This is a genomic window from Streptomyces sp. RLB3-17 (genome assembly GCF_007113425.2).
GTDB lineage: Bacteria > Actinomycetota > Actinomycetes > Streptomycetales > Streptomycetaceae > Streptomyces > Streptomyces mirabilis_D.
On sequence record NZ_CP041610.2, the window covers coordinates 1,031,625 to 1,050,574 of the forward strand.

The 18,950-nt window shown below is 67.9% G+C and carries 16 protein-coding genes and 2 pseudogenes; 8 read left to right on the forward strand and 10 right to left on the reverse strand.

Annotated features, from left to right (window positions below):
- Positions 1-21: 21 nt before the first annotated feature.
- Positions 22-1,317 carry a WXG100 family type VII secretion target gene (locus FNV62_RS04885; RefSeq protein ID WP_143600040.1) on the forward strand — a complete coding sequence of 432 codons (1,296 nt, stop codon included), beginning with the start codon at positions 22-24 and terminating at the stop codon, positions 1,315-1,317.
- 16 nt (positions 1,318-1,333) lie between these two features.
- Positions 1,334-1,924, forward strand: a complete 591-nt coding sequence (locus tag FNV62_RS04890) for a hypothetical protein (RefSeq protein WP_097282755.1) — start codon at positions 1,334-1,336, stop codon at positions 1,922-1,924.
- 542 nt (positions 1,925-2,466) lie between these two features.
- On the opposite strand, the gene FNV62_RS57885 is transcribed toward FNV62_RS04890, so the two are convergent.
- The 4 genes from FNV62_RS57885 to FNV62_RS04910 form a co-directional block, all read right to left on the reverse strand.
- The gene (locus FNV62_RS57885; RefSeq protein WP_358232543.1) at positions 2,467-2,694 is read right to left on the reverse strand and encodes a DciA family protein; all 228 of its coding nucleotides are present in this window, start codon (positions 2,692-2,694) and stop codon (positions 2,467-2,469) included.
- Positions 2,695-2,831: 137 nt separating this feature from the next.
- Positions 2,832-3,794, reverse strand: coding sequence for a WD40 repeat domain-containing protein (locus FNV62_RS04900; protein ID WP_164404830.1), 963 nt, complete (start codon positions 3,792-3,794; stop codon positions 2,832-2,834).
- A gap of 237 nt (positions 3,795-4,031) precedes the next feature.
- A complete protein-coding gene (locus FNV62_RS04905) occupies positions 4,032-4,664 on the reverse strand; it encodes an SMI1/KNR4 family protein (protein ID WP_181360842.1) in 633 nt (210 codons plus the stop codon).
- 67 nt (positions 4,665-4,731) lie between these two features.
- Positions 4,732-5,178: a DUF4265 domain-containing protein gene (locus FNV62_RS04910; RefSeq protein WP_143600042.1), complete on the reverse strand. Its 447-nt coding sequence runs from the start codon at positions 5,176-5,178 to the stop codon at positions 4,732-4,734.
- 266 nt (positions 5,179-5,444) lie between these two features.
- Between FNV62_RS04910 and FNV62_RS04915 the strand changes: the two genes are divergently transcribed.
- Positions 5,445-6,008 (forward strand): dihydrofolate reductase family protein, encoded by a 564-nt coding sequence (locus tag FNV62_RS04915; protein ID WP_143600043.1) that lies wholly within the window; start codon positions 5,445-5,447, stop codon positions 6,006-6,008.
- Between the two features lie 440 nt (positions 6,009-6,448).
- Here FNV62_RS04915 and FNV62_RS04920 read toward each other — a convergent pair whose 3' ends face one another.
- From FNV62_RS04920 to FNV62_RS04930, 3 genes and pseudogenes are all read right to left on the reverse strand, one after another.
- Positions 6,449-7,738 carry an FAD-dependent monooxygenase gene (locus FNV62_RS04920; protein WP_205523121.1) on the reverse strand — a complete coding sequence of 430 codons (1,290 nt, stop codon included), beginning with the start codon at positions 7,736-7,738 and terminating at the stop codon, positions 6,449-6,451.
- Between the two features lie 369 nt (positions 7,739-8,107).
- A pseudogene (locus tag FNV62_RS04925) lies at positions 8,108-8,746 on the reverse strand (DnaB-like helicase C-terminal domain-containing protein); the annotation flags it as partial.
- 173 nt (positions 8,747-8,919) lie between these two features.
- Positions 8,920-9,606 (reverse strand): rhomboid-like protein, encoded by a 687-nt coding sequence (locus tag FNV62_RS04930; protein WP_143600044.1) that lies wholly within the window; start codon positions 9,604-9,606, stop codon positions 8,920-8,922.
- A gap of 212 nt (positions 9,607-9,818) precedes the next feature.
- Between FNV62_RS04930 and FNV62_RS04935 the strand changes: the two genes are divergently transcribed.
- The 3 genes from FNV62_RS04935 to FNV62_RS04945 all read left to right on the forward strand — a co-directional run bounded on the left by FNV62_RS04935 (position 9,819) and on the right by FNV62_RS04945 (position 12,010).
- Complete coding sequence (locus FNV62_RS04935) at positions 9,819-10,925, forward strand: sensor histidine kinase (protein ID WP_143600045.1); 1,107 nt, start codon at positions 9,819-9,821, stop codon at positions 10,923-10,925.
- The gene (locus FNV62_RS04940) at positions 10,922-11,599 is read left to right on the forward strand and encodes a response regulator (RefSeq protein WP_143600046.1); all 678 of its coding nucleotides are present in this window, start codon (positions 10,922-10,924) and stop codon (positions 11,597-11,599) included. Before FNV62_RS04935 ends, FNV62_RS04940 begins: the two co-directional genes overlap by 4 nt.
- 129 nt (positions 11,600-11,728) lie before the next feature.
- Positions 11,729-12,010: a hypothetical protein gene (locus tag FNV62_RS04945; RefSeq protein WP_144314712.1), complete on the forward strand. Its 282-nt coding sequence runs from the start codon at positions 11,729-11,731 to the stop codon at positions 12,008-12,010.
- 141 nt (positions 12,011-12,151) lie between these two features.
- Here FNV62_RS04945 and FNV62_RS04950 read toward each other — a convergent pair whose 3' ends face one another.
- The 3 genes and pseudogenes from FNV62_RS04950 to FNV62_RS04960 all read right to left on the reverse strand — a co-directional run.
- Positions 12,152-13,540, reverse strand: coding sequence for an IS1380 family transposase (locus FNV62_RS04950; RefSeq protein WP_144314448.1), 1,389 nt, complete (start codon positions 13,538-13,540; stop codon positions 12,152-12,154).
- A 543-nt stretch (positions 13,541-14,083) separates the two neighbouring features.
- Complete coding sequence (locus tag FNV62_RS04955) at positions 14,084-14,923, reverse strand: IS5 family transposase (RefSeq protein ID WP_143600048.1); 840 nt, start codon at positions 14,921-14,923, stop codon at positions 14,084-14,086.
- Between the two features lie 227 nt (positions 14,924-15,150).
- Positions 15,151-15,379: pseudogene (locus FNV62_RS04960) on the reverse strand (transposase); the annotation flags it as partial.
- A 133-nt stretch (positions 15,380-15,512) separates the two neighbouring features.
- Here FNV62_RS04960 and FNV62_RS04965 point away from each other — a divergent pair.
- Positions 15,513-17,615 (forward strand): hypothetical protein, encoded by a 2,103-nt coding sequence (locus FNV62_RS04965; protein WP_144314713.1) that lies wholly within the window; start codon positions 15,513-15,515, stop codon positions 17,613-17,615.
- Positions 17,605-18,879 (forward strand): hypothetical protein, encoded by a 1,275-nt coding sequence (locus FNV62_RS04970; protein WP_143600050.1) that lies wholly within the window; start codon positions 17,605-17,607, stop codon positions 18,877-18,879. The genes FNV62_RS04965 and FNV62_RS04970 overlap by 11 nt, the downstream gene beginning before the upstream one ends.
- The last annotated feature ends 71 nt before the right edge of the window (positions 18,880-18,950 follow it).

Genomic DNA, 18,950 nt, shown 5'->3' on the forward strand with positions numbered 1-18,950 from the left:
CGAGACGGGGGGGCACAAGCTGTGACGGATTCCTGGGTGGGCGGCGACATCGACGGTCTGGCCGCTATGGGCACCGCCCTCACCGGTGCTAAGGAGCACCTGGACGACATCGTCAAACCGCTCAGCAAGGGAGTCGACAAGCTCGTCAAGGACGCGGGCTGGAAGGGCGAGGCTGCGGAGAAGTTCGAGGCCGCCTGGACCAAGGACGCGATCACCGCCGGCGGCTTCGCCGAACTGGTGTACGCGGTGGGTAAGGAGCTCACCGACCTGTCCACCAACCTGTCCTCGGCCAACACGGCACTGCAGAACGCCGCCTATGTCGCCCAGAAGAAGGGCGTGTCCATGGGGCCAAGGGGGGAGCCCATCCCCCTCGCGACGAACAACCCGCCCTCCGTGAAGGAGGAGCAGGCAATAAAGGACAACAACGACTACACCACCCTCTACACGGAGCTGATGCACCAGGCCCAGCGTGCCCGGCTCCTCGCCGCCAAGCACATCGGCCAGCTCTACGCCGAGATCGACCCCAGCGAGCCGATGCAGAAGGGCGACAAGATCGTGGTCGCCGACTACCTGCGCGGCCTGTGGACCGCTGGGGCGGAGGGCGACCGGGCGCTCGGCCTGGACATGGCCGACGACATCAAGCACGCCCAGGAGGAGCACGACAAGGCGCTGTCCGCGCTGAAGGACGAGGAGGCCAAGTTCCGGACGGCGGACGCGAACCTCCCCAAGGCGTTCAAGCTGCGCGGGGAGTGGCAGGCCGCCGCCGACCAACTCGACAGCCTGGAAGGGCGGCTGGCCGGGCTGGAGAACGGCAGCTCCCATGTCCCGTACGACCGGTACCTCAACTACAAGATGGCGGACGTCCTGCGCGGCAGTGAACTCGCCGAGGGCGCTCCCCGGTTCCTCAAGGAGATCCCGGTCATCGACGTCGCGGCCACGGTGGCCGTCGGTGGTCTGGAGGCCAAGCAGGACCACGACGAGGGCTGGTCCTGGGGCCACTCGGTGCTCGTCGACGTGGGCGGCGGCCTGGTGGCCCTGGGTGCCGGTGTCGGTCTCGCGGCCTCGATCCCGGTGGACGGGGTGGTCGCCACGGCCGCGGTCGGCGGCGCGGTCGTCGTCGGCGTGGGAACCTTCGCCGACAAGCTGTTCCACGAGCACTGGAGCGAGGACTGGGACGACCACGGCGCGGTCGTGGGCACACTGCACGGCATCGGCCACTCCGGGGCCCAGGCGTGGCACGCGGGCGAAGGTATGGTGACCGGCACCGGTCACTGGATCGGCGACAAGTCCAAGGCGCTGTGGCACAAGATCTTCTGATGTTGGTGGGGACGACATGAAAAGTACGGCGGACGGCGTCCCCGGGGAGCAGGTGGAGCCGGCGGCGATTCCACGCCTGGGCACCACCTGGTTCGACCGGGGCGCCGGGTACTGGCTGCGCCGGATCGCACATGGCTGCTTCCAGCTCGCCCTGCTGCTGTTCGCCGGGCTCGTCGTGACCGCCTTCTACGCGGGGTTCTGGGAAGCGGTGGGGGTGCCCCGCTCCGCACGTACCGCGGTGTACGCGGTGACGGCGGTCGCCTGCCTGCTCAGCCTCGTCGCGGGTTTCGTGCGCACCCGGCGCGCACCGGTGGAGATCCCCACCCCCGAACAGGCATGGCGGGAGCACCGTTCCCGGCAGCGCAGGAACGCCGCTTCGGCCGCCGGCGGCCGCTGGACGCTGCTGCTCCTCGCGCCCGTCCTGCCCGCCACCGTCGCCTGGGCGATCGGCACCTGGGCCGCCCCGACGCTCGCGCGCCGCACCGCCGCCGAGATCGGCGCCCGCGAGGACTACGAGCGCCGGGTGCGCGAGCAGGAGGAGCGGGCCGAGGCCGCCCGACCGCTCCCGCCCCGCAACCGGGCCGAGCGCCGCCACGGACGCCGCTGAGCGCGAACCGGGCCGGTTGCCCAACCCGTCTGCGTCGCCGCCCAGTTGACCGACTCGCGCAGCCCGGCGTACGCCGAACCCTCCGCACCCGGCGGCCCTCTGCCGTAGTCCGGCCGGGCGACGACCGGGAGCGGACGACCTGCCCCGGCGCCCGGCCATCACGGTGAACCAGTGGCCGTGCAGCGCTGCAGCTGGGCGTCGGAACAGACCCTTCCGGCGATCATCACGGCCCTGACCTGGCAGTACGCGCTTCGCGGATCTGACAGTCGGCAGGCGAAGCAGCGCCACGCCCGGAGGTCCATCAAACGTTTGCGGCTCCGCGAGACGCTTCTCTGCGTCGAAACCGGCCGGTCGTCGGAATCGTCCGGCCACTCCTGTGAGTTGCGGGCTCCACCCATGCGATCAGGAACCAGCGGATACACGTTGCCGCGTGAACCCGCACAAGATCGGCGCTCTGAGTACGGAGCGCCGATCTTGCATGTCACCAGCACCCGCCACGCTCCCGGCCTCCCAGGCAACAACCCCAGAAGCCAGCAGGACCTTCAGCTCTGTGCCCGTGCTTCAGCTCTCGATATCCTCGATTTTACGCGGGCCTGCCCCAGGCGCAGTTTCGTCGCCCAAGCCGCCGATTTCATGCACACGGTGAGCCGACCGGCGTGACGTGCCCGGCGAGGTCGGGGGCGCTGGCCGACCACCGCTCCCGCAGGGACGCGCCCGCGGCCGGAAGTTCCCAGGCCAACGAGCATGCCGATGGCGTCGCCCAGTCCCATCGGATCCCTTCCGCCTCGCCGGATCACCGACGACGTCGGCTTCGCCTTCGTCGTACGGCTGCCGTTCTTGCGCGCCGTCTCCAGCGCGGCCCGCAGCGCGACCCTGGCCAGGTCGACGCCCGACACCTCGCCGCCGCTCAGCGGGGTGGATCGACCAGGCGACGGACGGTCATTTCCGTGTCGCCGGCCCGGGTCGCCAGCGACACCGATCCGTCAGAACAGCTCAGGGCAGCGGGGCCGGTTCCCGGCAGTGGAGCACCCAGTACCTCGCCGCTGACGGCGTCCCACAGCCGGATCGGTCCGCCGTACGGAGCGATGAACAGCACGCCGCCGCCTGCTGCGGTGGCGCAGGCCAGGCGGGTTTCCGGGCCTGGTCGCATGAGCGGGCCGATCGGTTCGCCGGTGACCGCGTCCCAGCGCGACAGGGTGCCGTTCATGTCCAGGGAGGCGAGCATGACTCGCCCGTCGTTCAGGGCGAGGGAGACCAACTGCATGTTGTAGTCACCGGGCCCGTGGATGGGGTTTCCGTACGGTTGGCCGGATGCGGCGTTCCAGCGGAGGATGCGGCCTGCCTCGTCCTCCGAGGCGATCAGCGCAGTGCCGTCGGGCAGTGTGATGGCTGTGACGGCCTTGACGCAGGTGGTGTGGCCGACCAGCGGCGGGCCCAGGGGCTCACCTGTCGCCGCGTCCCATCGGTACACCCGAAAGCCGCAATGGCCGGCCCCGGCGATGAACGCGCGGCCGTTCGGCAGGATCCCGGTGGCCACGTCCCAGATGGTGTCATCGGCGGCCATCTCGTGCCCATCCAGCTCCGCGCCGGTCAGCGCGTCGAGCCGCACGACGCCGTCCTCCGTGGCCACGGCGACCACCGGGTTGCCGCCCGGCGGTGAGGCGACCGCGAGCGCATTGGCAGACCATGCATCAGCCGAACACCACAGCATTCGGCCGGTGAACATGTCCCAGCGGCGGATCTCCTGGCCTTCGCACGATGAGAGCAGCACCACCTGCCCCGACTGGGCCCGCGCCAATGTCGGCCAAAGGATGCGCCCTGGCTCGGAAGTGAACGTCGTCACTCGTGCCGAGCGCATGCCCTGCCGCATCACGCCTCCGCGCTGCCGTGTCGACTGACCCATGCTGAACTACTGGATGTTGCTGATGCAGTGCTGAAATACCCGGCCACTTGATGAACTAGATCAGTCTCCTACATCGGTGTAAGGTCCGGTTTCCCGTGGCGGTGCCTCCAGACGTTCAGCGGCCGCTATACCGTTGGTCCAGATCGTTGGCGGGGTACAGTCCCGTCCGAGTCCGGCGGCGGATTCCTCGCCCAGCGTGGACGGTCAGCGCGGAAACATGTCGGCGTAGGGGTCCGGTTCGCCGGTGGCCGGGTCGAGTCCTGCCTTCCAGCGGAGTTGCCCCACCCGCCAATGGACGAACGTCGGTGGCGAGCAGTTCCACAGCTCGCCACCGATGCTGATCGGCCAGGACGACCACCCGTCATAGTCCTCGTGGACCAGCCGACGGAGGAACTCGACCATCCCGAACGGGTGGACCGTGAAGGTCGGGCTTGTGTGCCGCCCGTGGACCAAGACCGGCCAGCGGTCCGGGTCACTGTCTTCGGTCAGCCAGCAGAGGATGTCCGGTCCAGACGTGATGCCCCAGGCAAGGATGTGCGCCGGGTCGACGTCGAGAGCAGCCCTGCCGCCCTCCATCTCCCAGCCATGGCGGGCGTTCTCGGTCTCCCCTGCCATGTCGCCGGGATCCCATTGGATGCCTTCCGTAGGGACGGGGAGCAGGACTCCGGCCTCGCCGTTGATCGACCCGCCGCCATAGACAGACATGAAGGCCTTGTAGTCAGTAGGGAACCGAACGTTCCAAGTGGTCTCAGCGACCGCCCAGTCGACCTGTTCGTCGGCACCGTGGTCCGGCGACATGATCTGCGTTAGCGCTGCCACGCCCGGGTGTTCCACCATCTGGGTGCCCTCCTCTGACCGAATCCAACCAACCTAACGACGCGGTCCGACAGCAGACCCCGCCCGTTCAGTCGGCGTTGCCGAACCACCACTCCGTGTTGTCCACGCTGGCGGCCCAGTCGTTCATGACTCGCTCGATGACGGGGAATCCAACCTCACGGGCAACCGTCCCCACGATGAACCGTCGGTCCGCCGGCGCCTCGGCCAGCCCGTTCAGCGCGGTGAGGCCAGCCTCCAGCCCTGCCAGTTCCTCCAATGAGAAGGGGCCTCCGCGGTAGGCCTGGATGCAGACGTTAGCCCCGCGCCTGGCCACCTCGAACGTCCCGTCGTCGGCGACCTGCAGCACGTCTCCAGCAGCGCATCCCAGCACCAGGCCGGGGCTGCCGCTCAGCTCGAACGAGTGCTCTCCCAGTACCCGGGCAGGAAGCACCTCGAAGACAGGCCGTCCAATGCTGTTGTGGCCCGCCAGCAGCCGTATGTGAGTGTCAGCACCGACGTTGGGCTCATCCATCATGAGCGTGATCCTGTCACATGGGGGCGTCGACAGTGTCTCGCCGCCGATGACATGTCTATCTTCTGTGACCTGCTGGTTCTCTGCTGTCTCACCGCGATGTCATCCAAGATCAGTCTCAGATCGATGCCATTTCCTCGGCGGAACGATGAGTCTGCGGCTGAGCCACCGAGCACGAGGACTACACGTGGGCTCAGATCGCGCACCGATGAGTTTCCCGCGCCGCGCCGGTCTGTACGCGTGAGACCGACTCACGGAAGGCTGGCGCCATGCGGAAACTGATCTACGGCATGAACCTGACCCTGGACGGCTACATCGCCGCGCCCGGCGACGACATCGGCTGGAGCGTGCCGAGCGACGAGCTGTTCCAGTTTTGGTCCGACCAGTTGCAGGCGACCGACCTGTCGCTGTACGGGCGCAAGCTGTGGCAGACGATGAGCTCCTACTGGCCGACCGGCGACCAGCAGCCCAACGCCACCCCGGCGGAGATCGAGTTCGCGCGCCGCTGGCGGGACATGTCGAAGGTGGTGTTCTCCTCGACGATCGACAAGGTCGACTGGAACACCCGCCTGGTCACCGGCGACGCGGTCGCCGAGATCACCCGGCTCAAGGCCGAGGACGGCGGCCCGATGGACATCGGCGGCGCGACGCTCGCCGGGGCGGCCATGCGGGCCGGGCTGATTGACGAGTACGTACTGGCCACCGCGCCGGTCCTGGTGGGCGGCGGCACGCCGTTCTTCACCGCGCTGGACAACTGGGTGAACCTGAACCTGGTGGAGACGCGGGCGTTTCCCAGCGGCGTGATCCTGACCAGGTACGAGACGAGGCGCTGAGCGCCCGTCCGGGAGCCACGGGCCATATGCTCCGCGGGTGATACCCCCTGGGTGACCCGGACTACCAAACGAGTGAAGCCCCTTGTCCGTTCTCATCCATCGTGTCAGGGAGCCATGTCGGCGAGCTGCGCACTGACAACTGCCTTGAGACAAGACGGGCGAGCGATCCGGCTGGGGATCAATGGGCTTGGACGTCACGGGGTCGATGTCCCAATGGTCTTGTCAGCTCCGGTGAGCGCCGACCAGGCAAGTGACAGAACCACAGAGACCCCGCGCGGTGGAATCTCATCGATCTTGTCAGTTTTCCGAGCCAACACCGCCTCATCGGAACGTGGCCTGGCCGCCGAACGGGCGCTCCAACGCGCACCATGCGACATGAGCGGAGGTCGTCCGGCGGTGTCCTACTGAAGCGTGGTCCCTCTCGACACGTTATGTGACACCTACGGCTTGGCCGACGAGGTGATCGGCGATCCGGCCGGGGCTGCGGAGTCCGGCACCCCCGCGTAGTCGGGCAGCTCGACGCCGTTGATCGCGCGCCCGACCAGCTCGGTGAACCATTCGCTGGCGAAATCAGGGCGCGGCTCGGCGTCTGGCCCGGGGAGGTCGCGGCTGCGGGCGTTCAACCGGCCGATCTCCTGGTTGGCCTCGACGAACGAGCGCATCCGCGCCTCGTAGCGGGCGAATCCGGCGTCGGGGTCCCATCCGGCAGCGGCCAGCTCTCCGGCCAGCAGGTAGGCACCGACCAGTGCCAGCCCGGTGCCCTGCCCGGACATCGGCGACGAGCTGAACGCCGCGTCCCCGAGCAACCCCACCCGTCCACTCGACCAGCGGTCCATCACCACCTGGGCGACCTGGTCGAGGTAGAAGTCCGGAGTGTCGTCCAGGTGCGCGAGGATGTCCGGGGTCAACCAGCCCAGGCCCGCCATCCGCTCCCGCAGCAGGACCTTCTGGGCCGCGACGTCACGGTGGTCGACGTCGAAGTCAGCCGAGGGGAAGTAGAACATGGCCATCGCCCGGGTAGCGTCCTGGATGGGCCGCAGGAGGGCGGAGCGCCCGGACTCCTGATCCCGGTACTCCAGCAGCCAGCGGTCCAGCCCGAACTCGTTGGGCACACTGTAGAAGGCCAGCACGTGCTCGAGGTGGCGGAGGAACCGCTTATGCGGCCCGAAGACCATCGCTCGCAGCTCCGAGTGCAGTCCGTCTGCCCCGACCACCAAGTCGAAGCGCCGCCGGTTGCCGCCCGCGAAGACCACGTCGACCCCGTCCTCGTCCTGGGCGAGCTCGGCGATTCGGTCGCCGAAGACGTACTCGACGCCGTCGCGGGTGTCGTCGTAGAGCACCTGGGACAGGTCCCCGCGCAGGATCTCGATGTCCGCGATGAACCCGTCGCCACCGTCGTCGTCGGCACGGAAGGTCTCCAGCACCTGCCCGTCCGCGTCCACGGTGTGGGCGCCGGCGGTGTCGGTGCACGCCGCGCGCACCGCCGCGTCCAGCCCCATGCGCCCGATGGCCTCCTTGGCGACCCCGCGCGCGTCCACCGCCTGCCCGCCGGGACGCAGCTCGGGAGCCCGCTCCACCACGGTCACCTCGGCCCCCCGCCGACGCAGCCAGTGGGCCAGCGCGGGTCCCGCGATGCTCGCTCCCGCCACCAACACCCTGGGACCGCTCACCCGCGTCCCCTGCCCGCCCGTCCGGATGGTGTGCTCCTGCTCGGAGTCGTCGACGCTCATCACAGCCTCCATCTGCTTCCTCCCGCGCTGGAACGTCCCCAGCACAGGCCCACCGCTGTCGGTGTATCCAGCCGTATCGACCACGGATCCGCACAAAACTCATCGGTCACGGCAGACATTGGGGAGAAACGCCAACTCCGATGAGACTCACATCAACCCAAACTGGTGTAAACGAGGCGAACCAGCCTGTCAGCTAGGCCGCCGCCTGAGAATTCGCCAGATCTGCGCGCAACACAGTGAGACGCTGAAAGGACCAGTGAGAACGGACACCCCTGAACTGCAAGTCTCATGGCCACTTCATAAGTGCAGCCGATATGAAGCGGAGCATGAGACTGTGCAGCGAAATCTGAGACCCTACAAGTCGGTGTGCTACGTCTGGGCCATGTCGACGAAGCGGGAGTAGTGGCCTTGGAAGGCAACCGTGATGGTCGCGGTGGGGCCGTGGCGGTGCTCGGCGACGATGAAGTCGGCCTCGCCGGCCCTGGGCGAGTCTTTCTCGTACGCGTCCTCGCGGTGCAGGAGGATCACGACGTCGGCGTTGTCCTCGAGGGTTCCGGAGTCCTGCAGATCGTTGATCATCAGCTTCCTGTCTGCGCGCTGTTCGGGACTGCGGTTGAGGGTGGAGATCGCGACGATCGGGAGGCGGAGCTCCTTAGCGAGGAGTTTCAGGCAGCGGGCGATCTCGGAGATCTCCTCATAGCGGGAGCCCAGCGGCCTGGTGCCCTAGGTGAGCAGGTGCACGGCGTCGACGACGATGAGCCGCACGCCTGCCCGGGCCTGCAGGTAGCGACAGTGGGTGCGCAGGTCGTGGACGTTGGAGTAGGAGCCGTCCTGGATGTAGACCGGGGCGGCGCTGACGTCCGGCATTCGCCGGGCGAGGCGGGTCCAGTCCTCGTCGGTCATGGTGCCGGAGCGCATGTGGTGCAGCGCGACGCGGGCTTCGGCGGACAGGATCCGCATGCCGATCTCGTTGCGGTCGGCTTCGAGAGAGAACACGGCGCTGGGCACGATGACCCCGCGCTGAGCAGCAGCTCCTCCACCTCATACAGCCACACCGCATGGGCGGTGATCTCCGCCGGGAACCTGAACCCCTTCTACGACACCGCCGCCCCGGTCCCCACAGCCAGCCCTCCCCGGTGATCAACAAACCCGGCGATCATCCCAGCCCCAAGGCCACCAGCTCAAGTTGACAATGCCCGACCATTGGTACGCTCCTCGGTCTGAAGCGGCGCTGCGCGTAACGTCAGTCGGTGCAGGTAGCGGTGGCGGGCGTCGGACGACCGGGGACCCCATGCCAGCAGCATCCCGGTGGACAGTGCTGTCACGTGGCCGACGGGAGTGACCCCCAGCGTGGTCAGGCCGCTCGTGATGTGCGGTGCGCGCACCGCGAGCGCGGCGAGCGCGGTCCATCGGTGCCACCGCCTGGCCCCCGCTACCGCCACAGCGGCCAGGGCCGAGACGATCACGTAGGACGGGCCGACGTCCAGCGTCGTACGCAGCGCCGGGTCTGCTTGGCCCGCCGCGATCCGTGCTGCCAGCAGCCCTTCGCTCACCAGTGTGCCGAGGACTTGGCCGGCCGCGATCAGCGCGACCGCCCGCACGTTGCCGAACCGGATGACGAGAAACGCCAGTATGGCCCCGGCGAGGGCGATGCTGCGCAGACAGGCCCAGGGATCGGCGCCGAACAGGAAGGCGGAGGTGATGAGCGCCTCCACAGGATGATCACCCATATTGGCCAGGTTGGTCGATGCCCAGGCGTTCACCGCGTGATCACCGCCGTACGTCAGGGACGACGCGGCGGCGAGCAGGGCGAAGCCCCAGGGCACAGGGGAAAGCCATCGGCGGGCGGGCGTCCGGGAGAGATCCATGTGGCCGACCCTGGCAGAGGGTGCCCGCCCCGCGGATCTGACCACGGAATGACCGGCTGATCTCTATCCCTGGACAGAGGCGGATGATCGCCCTCCCGGCTAGGGTCGGATGCATGCGAGGCATGATGGTGAGGCATGACGCGGCGTCCCATGCCGGGAAGCTGACGCCGACTTAGCTGATCGCGCTGGATGTGCTTTTCGCCGTGGTCCTGATGGCGTCGAACGTCGTGTGGTGGACGCTTGGCACGCACCGCACGGGCTGGCCGACATGGCAGACCGTGCTGACGTGCTCGTTGGGCGCGGCCGTCGCCGTCCGGCGGCTGCTGCCACTGCCTGCACTGGCGGTGGCGTCGGTGGTGATGGCCACCGACGGCGCGCTCAGCCTGACGGGGGTGCTGGCGACTGCCTTGCTGGTGTACGGGGTGGCGGTTGCCCGACCCACGCGTGTCGCGGCGTACGCGGGCGCGGTGGCAGGCGCCGCACAACTCGCCTTGATGATCCCTATGCAGGGCATAACAGGGCACGACTACTGGGGGTGGCCGGGGATGAGCCAAAGCCTCATCGTCGAGGCCGCCGCCTGGGCGATCGGATGGTCCACCAGACGGGGCCGCGCCTACACCCGAGGCCTCGTCGAGCAGGCCGAAGAGCGAGCACAGCTCCTCCTCGTCGAGGAACGCATGCGTATCGCCCGGGAGTTGCACGACGTCGTCGCGCACAGCCTGAGCATCGTCGCGGTCCAGGCGGGCGTCGGCCACCACGTGATCGGCAGCCGACCTGACGAGGCCGCGAAGTCCCTCTCCGCGATCGAGACGACGAGCAGGGATGCCCTGGGAGAGCTGCGTTCGCTGCTGGGTGTCCTGCGCGATGACGACGGTGCCGAATGGCTGCCCGGCGGCCTGGACGACCTCAACACGCTCCTCGAGCAGATCCGACGGGCCGGTGTACAGGTCGAGTTGACGATCAGCGGTCACCCGCACGCCGTGCCCCGAGGTCTGGACCGCGCCGCCTACCGCATCGTGCAGGAAGCCCTGACCAACGTCGTCAAGCATGCCCGCACCAGCCACGCCCGGGCGACGGTCGCCTACGCGCCGGGCGAGGTCGCTTTCACGGTCGTCGATGCCGGAGCCGGCCGCACGTCCACCCCGATCACCGAGGGCCACGGCCTGACCGGCATGAAGGAACGCGCCGCCCTTTACGGCGGCGAGGTTCACGCGGGCCCGCTCTCGCCGCACGGCTTTCGCGTCGCCGCCCGGCTGCCGTACGCCGCGAACGAGCGAACAGCCCAGTTCCCCGTGGGCGCCGATCTGGAGGGCGCATGACGGTGCGGGTCGTCGTGGTGGACGACGAGACGCTGGTGCGTGCCGGGTTCCGGGTGCTGCTCGAGTCGGAAACCGATCTCCAGGTCGTCGGCGAGGCGGCCGACGGGACCGAGGCGGTCAGGGTGATCCGCGAACTGCGCCCCGATGTAGCCCTGATGGACATCCGGATGCCCGGCATCAATGGCATCGAGGCCATCCGCACGCTGCTCGGCGGCCCGTCTCCGGTGCCCGTCCACGTCCTGGTGCTCACCACCTTCGACCTGGACGAGTATGTCTTCGAGGCGCTCCGCGCAGGCGCCGCGGGCTTCCTCCTCAAGGACACTCCACCCGCACGCCTGATCGACGCCGTGCGGGTGATCGCCACCGGGGAGTCGTTGCTGTCACCCGGCGTCACCCGCAGGCTCATCGAGACCTACGTCCGCCGCCCCGGCTACACAGGCCCGGTCACCCATGCCCTGGACGGGGTGACCGGCCGCGAGCGTGACGTGCTGGGTCTGATCGCACATGGCCTGTCCAACAACGAAATCGCAGCCGAGCTGTATCTGACCGTTGGCACGGTCAAGACCCACGTCAGCCGTCTGCTGACAAAGCTGGGGGCCAGGGACCGGGCCCAACTCGTCATCGCCGCCTACGAAAGCGGACTGTCCAGTACTTGGGGTGCACGCGGGACGTGAGGGAAGCCCATATTGCCCGTCTCATCCGGCAGAGCCTGTCGCGTTCCAAGGGGAGCTGGTATCGGTGATTGCTCCCGCCGCCTTACTGACCGCCCAGTGATGAAACCGCACTGACAGGACTCGGAAAAGATGACGAAACTGCCGGACAACCCGGAGCTATTGAAGCTCTACAGAAACGGATTTTCCGATAAGGAAATTGCCGTACAGTTCGACGTCACCGTTCAGGCTGTCAATATGCGACTTCAGCAAATGGGAATTAAGCGTGCACCTTTCCGGACTACGGCAAAGGAAATACTCGAAGCTGCGTGGCCTTCGATAGAAACGCGACGGGGTGAATTCATTCACCTGAATCGTGCGCGTGATCTTTATGCATTCCTGCGTCGGCAACTCAGCCCGGATCCACCGGCTTGATTGTGGTGTGATCGGTTCGGGGTCGTGCAGGGCGTGTCGGGGCTGAGTTGCGGATTCGGGCGTGGGGCGGCCGCTGGTCTGCCCAGCCTTTCCACTTTTCCGCAGTTCTCGGGCCCTTTCGGGCAGGTCGGTCGGGGAGTGTCAGGGGGCTGGTGGCGCGTGCACGATGCTGAAGAGCTGGGTGAAGTCCGTGCTCCAGGGCCAGCGTTCGGGCAGGTGCAGGGTGAGGCGGCGGGCGGAGCGGGCCAGGCGGGCGGGCACGTTGATCAGGTGGTCACGGATGGTGGCGGTGGTCGCTCTGGCATGGAACGTGCCGGCCAGTGCGCCAGCGGCGCGGGTCAGGTTGTGCGCCAGGGCGGCCAGGGCGAGCCACGCGGCATTGGCCTGGAAATGCCCGGAGGGTGCGTGGGCGAAGGCGCTGTTCTTGACATCCGCGATCACCTGCTCGACGACAGCGTGCCGTCGGTGATCACGCTCGGCATCGTTCAAGGAGAGCGGGGAGTCGGTGAACGCGGCGTGGTAGCGCCAGGTGTCAAACAGCGTGCCCTGTCCGGCGGGGACGGTGCCAGTGCTCAGGCGTTTGACGCGGCGCACGATCAGACGGGCGGTGACCTGCTGCTTCTTCGGCTTGGAAGTGAAGGCGGTGTAGCCGGTCTCGGCTATCTCGGCGTCGGAGATCCAGCACTGGCCCTCCTCGTCCCAGACCGCCTTGGGGTACTTGATCGGCATCCAGGCGTCCTCATCGATGCGGGCGATGGCGGCCTTGACGGAAGCGTTCATCCGCACGGTGATGGAGAACCGCGCGCCCAGCGCCCGGCAGGAGTTGACGACATCGGCGCCGTAGAACGCCGAGTCCGCGCGCATCACCAGCAGGCCATTCGCGCCGCAGGCGCGGGCGGTGCGGATGGTCTCGGCGACGAACGCTGCCGCCCCGCGCGCGGAGTTCGATGGTCCCTTGCGCAGCCTCGTGGCGGCGATCACCGGGGCGGCCAGGGGTGTGGAGACGATGCCGAGCAGCGCGTTCAGGCCCTTGACCTTGCTGTATCCGTAACCGGTGCCCTGCTTGGCGTAGCCGTAGGTGCGGCGGATGGTGTCATCGATGTCCACGTAGGCGACCTGGTCCGCGCCGGGCAGCAGCGGGGCGTGACGGGCCAGTTCGGGAAGGAACCGGCGGGCCACGGCGTGCAATTGCTTCACATGCCCGTGCGTGAAGGAACGCAGAAACGACCCCAGCGTGGACGGGGCCCGCACACCGGAGAACAGGCGGCCCATCGCGCCGTGCCGTAGCCGGTGCATGTCATCGATGCTGTCGGCGCCCGCGACCATGCCGCCCACCAGCGACATCACTTTCGCCGCGGGGAAGGCACCGGTGCCGTCCTTCGAGGCCGGCAGACGGATGTACTCCCCGACCAGTGCGGGCAGACCGCACCGCTCGGCCAACCGCACCACCGGCTCCAGGCCGCCGTACGCGATTAGGTTCGGGTCGTCGAACGCGGATGAGACCGCCGCTGCGGCATGGGAAGATTGCATCTCGGAAGTGCCTTGCTGATCGCGCCTGATGTGGTCCTAGAGAAACCCCATCATCGCAGGTCACAAGGCACTTCTTCGTTCCCCGAGAAACTGTCCACAGACATCAAGCCGGTGGATCCAGGCTCAGAGACCCTGCGCTCACTAAAAATCAGCGCACTGCCGCAGAGCGATTCGAGCGCCTGCTCAAGGAGCACAACGCCGTTTTGGACCTTCAGCCTGGGATGCCTGGCGGGCCGTGGGTTCCCTGCCTCGTGAGCCCTCAAACGGGCGCATGGTGATCCGTTGGCCTGAGGGCCGTGAGCTTCCCGCGGAGGAGCTTCGGGCCGCGCTGGACCTCCCGGACGAAGACTAGAATTTAGGGTTACCTAAGTTACCGTAGGTAGTACAAGACCTCCCGCACAAACCGTGTGTCGGGAGGTTTCTTGCTACCCCTGAACGGCGTTCGGCATTACCAGAGTCGGCTCACCCCCGCCTGGGCGGGGGTGAGCCGGCCCGCTGCTCTTAAAGAGCGTTTTGTCCCGGCGAGGTTGTTTGGTTCGAGGTTCAGGTGTTGCGCCAGTTGGGGGTGGATTCGCGGGTGAGTCTGCGGCTTATGAGGTCGATCATCGCGACGTGGATTATGGCTTCGGAGCGGTGGGGGTGGGTTTCGTAGTCGCGGGCCAGGCGGCGGTGGTGCATGAGCCAGCCGAAGGTGCGCTCGACGACCCAGCGACGGGGAATCACTTTGAAGCCTTTGACGCCGGGGTCGCGTTGGACGACTTCGACGTCGAGGCCGAGGCGTGCGCCGTGGTCGATGGCTTTGGTGCGGTAGCCGGTGTCGGCCCATGCTTTGGTCACGCGCGGGTGAGTGGCGGCGATGTGGGACATCAGGTGCATGCCGCCGACGTTGTCGGAGACGCTCGCCGCGGTGACCCAGACCGCCAGCAGCAGGCCGAGAGTATCCACTCCGATATGACGCTCGCGACCTGCGATTTTCTTGCCGGCGTCGATGCCCTGTCCGGCCGCGGGCACGTTCGCGGAGGTCTTCACGCTCTGCGCGTCCAGCACGCAGGCGGTTGGCTCACCGTCGCGGCCTTCGGCCTCCCGGAGCAGGTGCCGCAGAAGGCCGTTGAGTTGGTCGAAGACGCCTACTTTCTGCCAGGCGGCGAAGTAGCCGTAGACCGTCTCCCACGGCGGGAAGTCATGAGGTAGGTAGCGCCAAGCAATGCCGGTGCGGTCGACATAGAGGATGGCATCCATGATGCGGCGCAGATCGTGCTCGGGCGGCCGGCCGATGTCGAGCGCCTTGCTCCTGCGCTCGGTCCGCCAGGTGGTGAGTGTGGGCCCGATCAGTTCCCAGCGTGCATCGGAGAGGTCGCTGGGATATGGGCGTTGTCGCGTCATGTTTAGGTAGTACCGTCGGGCAGCCCGTTCCTGCAGGGCGCAAACGGGGCCAAGCGGGGGCGCCTTGGGATCAGACAGGAGCGAACTGGCGGAAACGGGCGACCGAAGGGCGACGCCTGCCCCATCCACCACATGGAACACTCTCGCCCCGGCAGTCTTCTCAACTCGTCCCGGTGAAGCGCCACCAAACAACCCCACCGGGACAAAACGCTCTTTTACTGATCGTTTCAGAATGACGTGCGGAGTCGCCTGAGGCAGATGATGCTGCAGGCCAGCTCCAGGAGGCCTTGGTGGAGATCGGCGCGGCGTTCGTAGCGGGTCCGGAGTCGTTTGAACCGGTGGAGCCAGGCGAAGGTGCGCTCGACGACCCAGCGGGCTTTGCCCAGGCCGGAAGCCGTGGGTGACGCCGCGGCGGGCGATGAGGGGCTTGATGCCGCGCTTCCACAGCAGTCGGCGGTACTTGAAAGGCAGGGGAACCGGACGTTCGCCGTCGACTTCATTTTGGGCTCTCATGACACTACCGCGCCTTGCCGGTGCGACCTCCCCGTAGAAACGTTGTCGAGTCCGAAGGCCAATATGGGGGGGAAACATGCCAGAGGGTTCTGCGAAGATCGAGTCATGGTCGCCGGCGATCGCCGCGGTGGGGGACGACCTGCCCGAACCGGCGGTCCACCGCGGCCAGTACGTCATTCCGCTGGGCGTGGACGACCAGGACTGGCTCCGGTTCCTCGGAATCAGTTACCACGTCGCTCCCAACATCGGGATTCCGGTCTCCACGACATCGTTCGGTCTGCGCGTCGTGGACGAGGAATTGGAGCTGACCTGCCAAATCTTCAACGAGACCGGAGAGCACGTCCAGGACCTCGTGGTGGAGAACCCGAAGCGGCCGTGGGGCGGCGACGCCGTGGGCGTGCCCCTGACACTCGACCGTTTCCCTGGGACGTCGCTGACGTTCCGGTTCAACTACCGCAACAGCGTGAACGTCCGTGACCTGATCCTCACCCTCGACTTCGGGGACGCCCTGGTGGTGGCGCTCAACCGCCGTTCCATCAACTTCACCCTGGCCCAGCGGCCGGTCGCGGACACCACCCTCGACCGCCGGGAGCGGGACCTGCCCGCCACGGACGCCGACACGCCGCTGCTGTACCTGCACGGCTACGAGGACCCGGACTCCGGCTACGAGACGCCGATCACCCGGGTGCCGCCGATCGCGCTGACCCCGGAGCGCATCGGCGCCGCGTGGCGCACCGCCAAGTCCACCGGCTGGTTCGACCCCGCGGTGTTCCCGAACATCGGCGGCGCGCAGGACGCGGCGGGGCTGGCCGGAGTGATGGCGGCGCTGGCGCCGCTGGACGAGACGACCGTGGTGAAACAACTGCTGTCCGGCGCACGCCTGGCGGTCCAGCGCGGGGTCACCGGGGAGTACGACTACCGCTTCCTGGACGTCCCGGCGCACTGCCACCCCGGGCTCGTCCTCGTCGAGAACTACCGGCTGACCGCCTATCCCGCCCGCTACGGGGCCGGCCGGGTGATCAAGACGTTCTCCCTGCTCCCGGGCGAGCGGACGAACATCCGGCTGAACACCTACAAGCGGTCCAGCAGTGCCCTCCAGCAGGCGTCGTCGATCCTGGACTCCACCAACAGCGAGACCGAGCAGGAGTTCACCAACAGCGTCAACCGGGAGCAGTCCACCCAGGAGAACGCCAGCAAGAACTTCGAGTACCGGGCGTCCGCCGAGGCCGAGGGACAGGCCACCTGGGGCTGGGGCAGCGCGAAGGCCAAGGTGAGCGGCGGCGTCTCCGGCGGCAACAACAGCGCCCGGGAGGAGTTCGCGAAGAACCTCACCAACGCGGTCAGCCAGAACGCCGCACGCGCGACCTCCCGCCGCGACATCCAGGTCGACACCAGCCTGGACACCAAGCTGGAGGAGGGCGAGGAGCAGGCGGTCGAACGGACCCTGGAGAACATCAACGTCAGCCGCACCCTCAACTTCGTCTTCCGTCAGATGAACCAGGAGTACGTGTCGCTGCTGCATCTGGTGGACGTGCGGGTGGCGTTCTTCAACGGTCACGCGGAATCCCGCGACGAGGTCCCGCTCGGCGAGCTCCGGCGCCTGCTGGAGGACTGCGTCCTGCCCGCGCGGGTCGACGCGGTGTACGAGAACCTGCTCGGGCAGCTGCGCGGGATCACCGACCACCGCGGCGAGACTCGGGCCGACTTCGTGGAGGTCGTCCGCGACGGCGACGAACCCGCCACCGCCTACGCCCGCGTCAACCCGGACGCGACCTCCTCCTACCCCTCGCCGGACGGGCGGACGCTGACGGTGCCCGGCGTGATCGTTGGCGCCGAGCAGCACGTACTGCGCACCGACGGCGTGGTGGTGGAGGCCTTCCTCGGCGAGGGCAACGGCCTGGACACCTACTCGACCGGCCTGCAGGAGCAGGAGGTACGCGCCAAGGAGGCGGCGAACCAGCTCCGCGAACTGGAGGCGGAACGGCTGCGGCTGGCGCTGAAGATCGTGTCGGACAACGACGAGCAGCGCATGCGGCTGTACCAGCAGATGTTCGTGCGCCCGCAGATCGTCAACCAGATCGACCACGCCGCGATGACGGGAGTGCCGGGCGCCGGCGTCCCGGGCGGCGCCGACGGCGACGGCACCCCGAGTGGGACGGACGGCCTCCGTGTTCCATGAAACCGCGCGGGATCCGCGGTCCGATCGGGCGTTGCGGGCGCAGGCGGTGCTGCCGGGTACGGCGGGGGACGAGGTGAAGGTGCTCGACCCCGCTGCCCTGGGCGGCGAGGACAGGGTCCTGGCGGGCGCTTTGCCCCCCGCTCGCGGCATCACGGAGATCAAAGCCGATGTCGCGGAGCGGTACGGCGTGACCCTGAACGACGGCGACGGCCGGTGGACGGCGGTCGAGGCGACCCGGATCCTGGAACAGCTGGCTTGCGTTCCGGAATGGGACCTGGGGGTTCTGCGGGACTGCTGGATGTACCGGGAAGGCGATCTCTCCAGCCCCCTCGGCCGTGTCGAGGCCAACTCTCACTACAAGTGGAATGACGCCAAGGACGGCAAGAACGTCTACGGGTACACAGACGTCAAGCACATCCACTTCTACGACGCCGCCTTCGACAAACGAGTGTTCTTCGAAGCACGGGAGAACTTCCCCCTCCTGCACGAGCTGGGTCATCTGCGCGCCGAAGCGACCCTGGTGCGCGGGAACAGGAGAGCGTTCCTCGACGGCGTCGACCGGGTCCTCGCTCTCCACGGCGAGGCCGTCGCGCAGGCCGACCGGTTCGTGCCGACCGACGCGGACGCGCCGAAGGTGAGGGAATTCGTCCTACGGCTCCACGGGCGCTGGACGTCCGATTACGCGCGCCTCCGCGAGCACCTGGAATCGCTCCGGCGGGACTTCGACGACCTCTGGGCCTACACGGACGTCTTCGAACGCTACGGCGTCTCGCGTGACGAGATGGCCGGATGGGGACGCGTCGTCAACGGCGCCCGGAACGCGTGCGAGGACCTCGGCGGCTGGGCCTACGGGGTGGGCAAGGAGATCGACGAGGAGATCAAGGCCTACGGGGACCTACTGCTGGCGAAGGCCACCTTCGGCACCCCCGGTCTGCGCGCCCAGTGCCTGGGGTTCCTCAAGGTCTGCGACATGCTCTTCGCCGAGACGCCGAAGGTGCTGCGACAGGCCCTCGCGTACGGCGGATCCGCCCGGTACCTGGAGTACTTCCAGTGGGTGGTCCGGGCATCCGGATTCAACCCCTTCACGGAGTACTCCAAGGTGAGCCGGGCCGAATGGTTCGCCGAGACGTATGAGCTGGCCGTCCTCGACCCCGGGGAACTGGCGCGCCTGAGCGGGCCGATGGCCGAGTGGTTCGTCACCCGCCGGTTGGCGTTCCCCCTCCATCTCCACCCGTACACCGCCGACGACCTCCTGCCCCCCTGACGCGCGGCCCCGCGTTGCCGCGCTCGGACGCGACGCGGTGACCGTGTCGTCGACCGTGGCGGGGGGGCGGA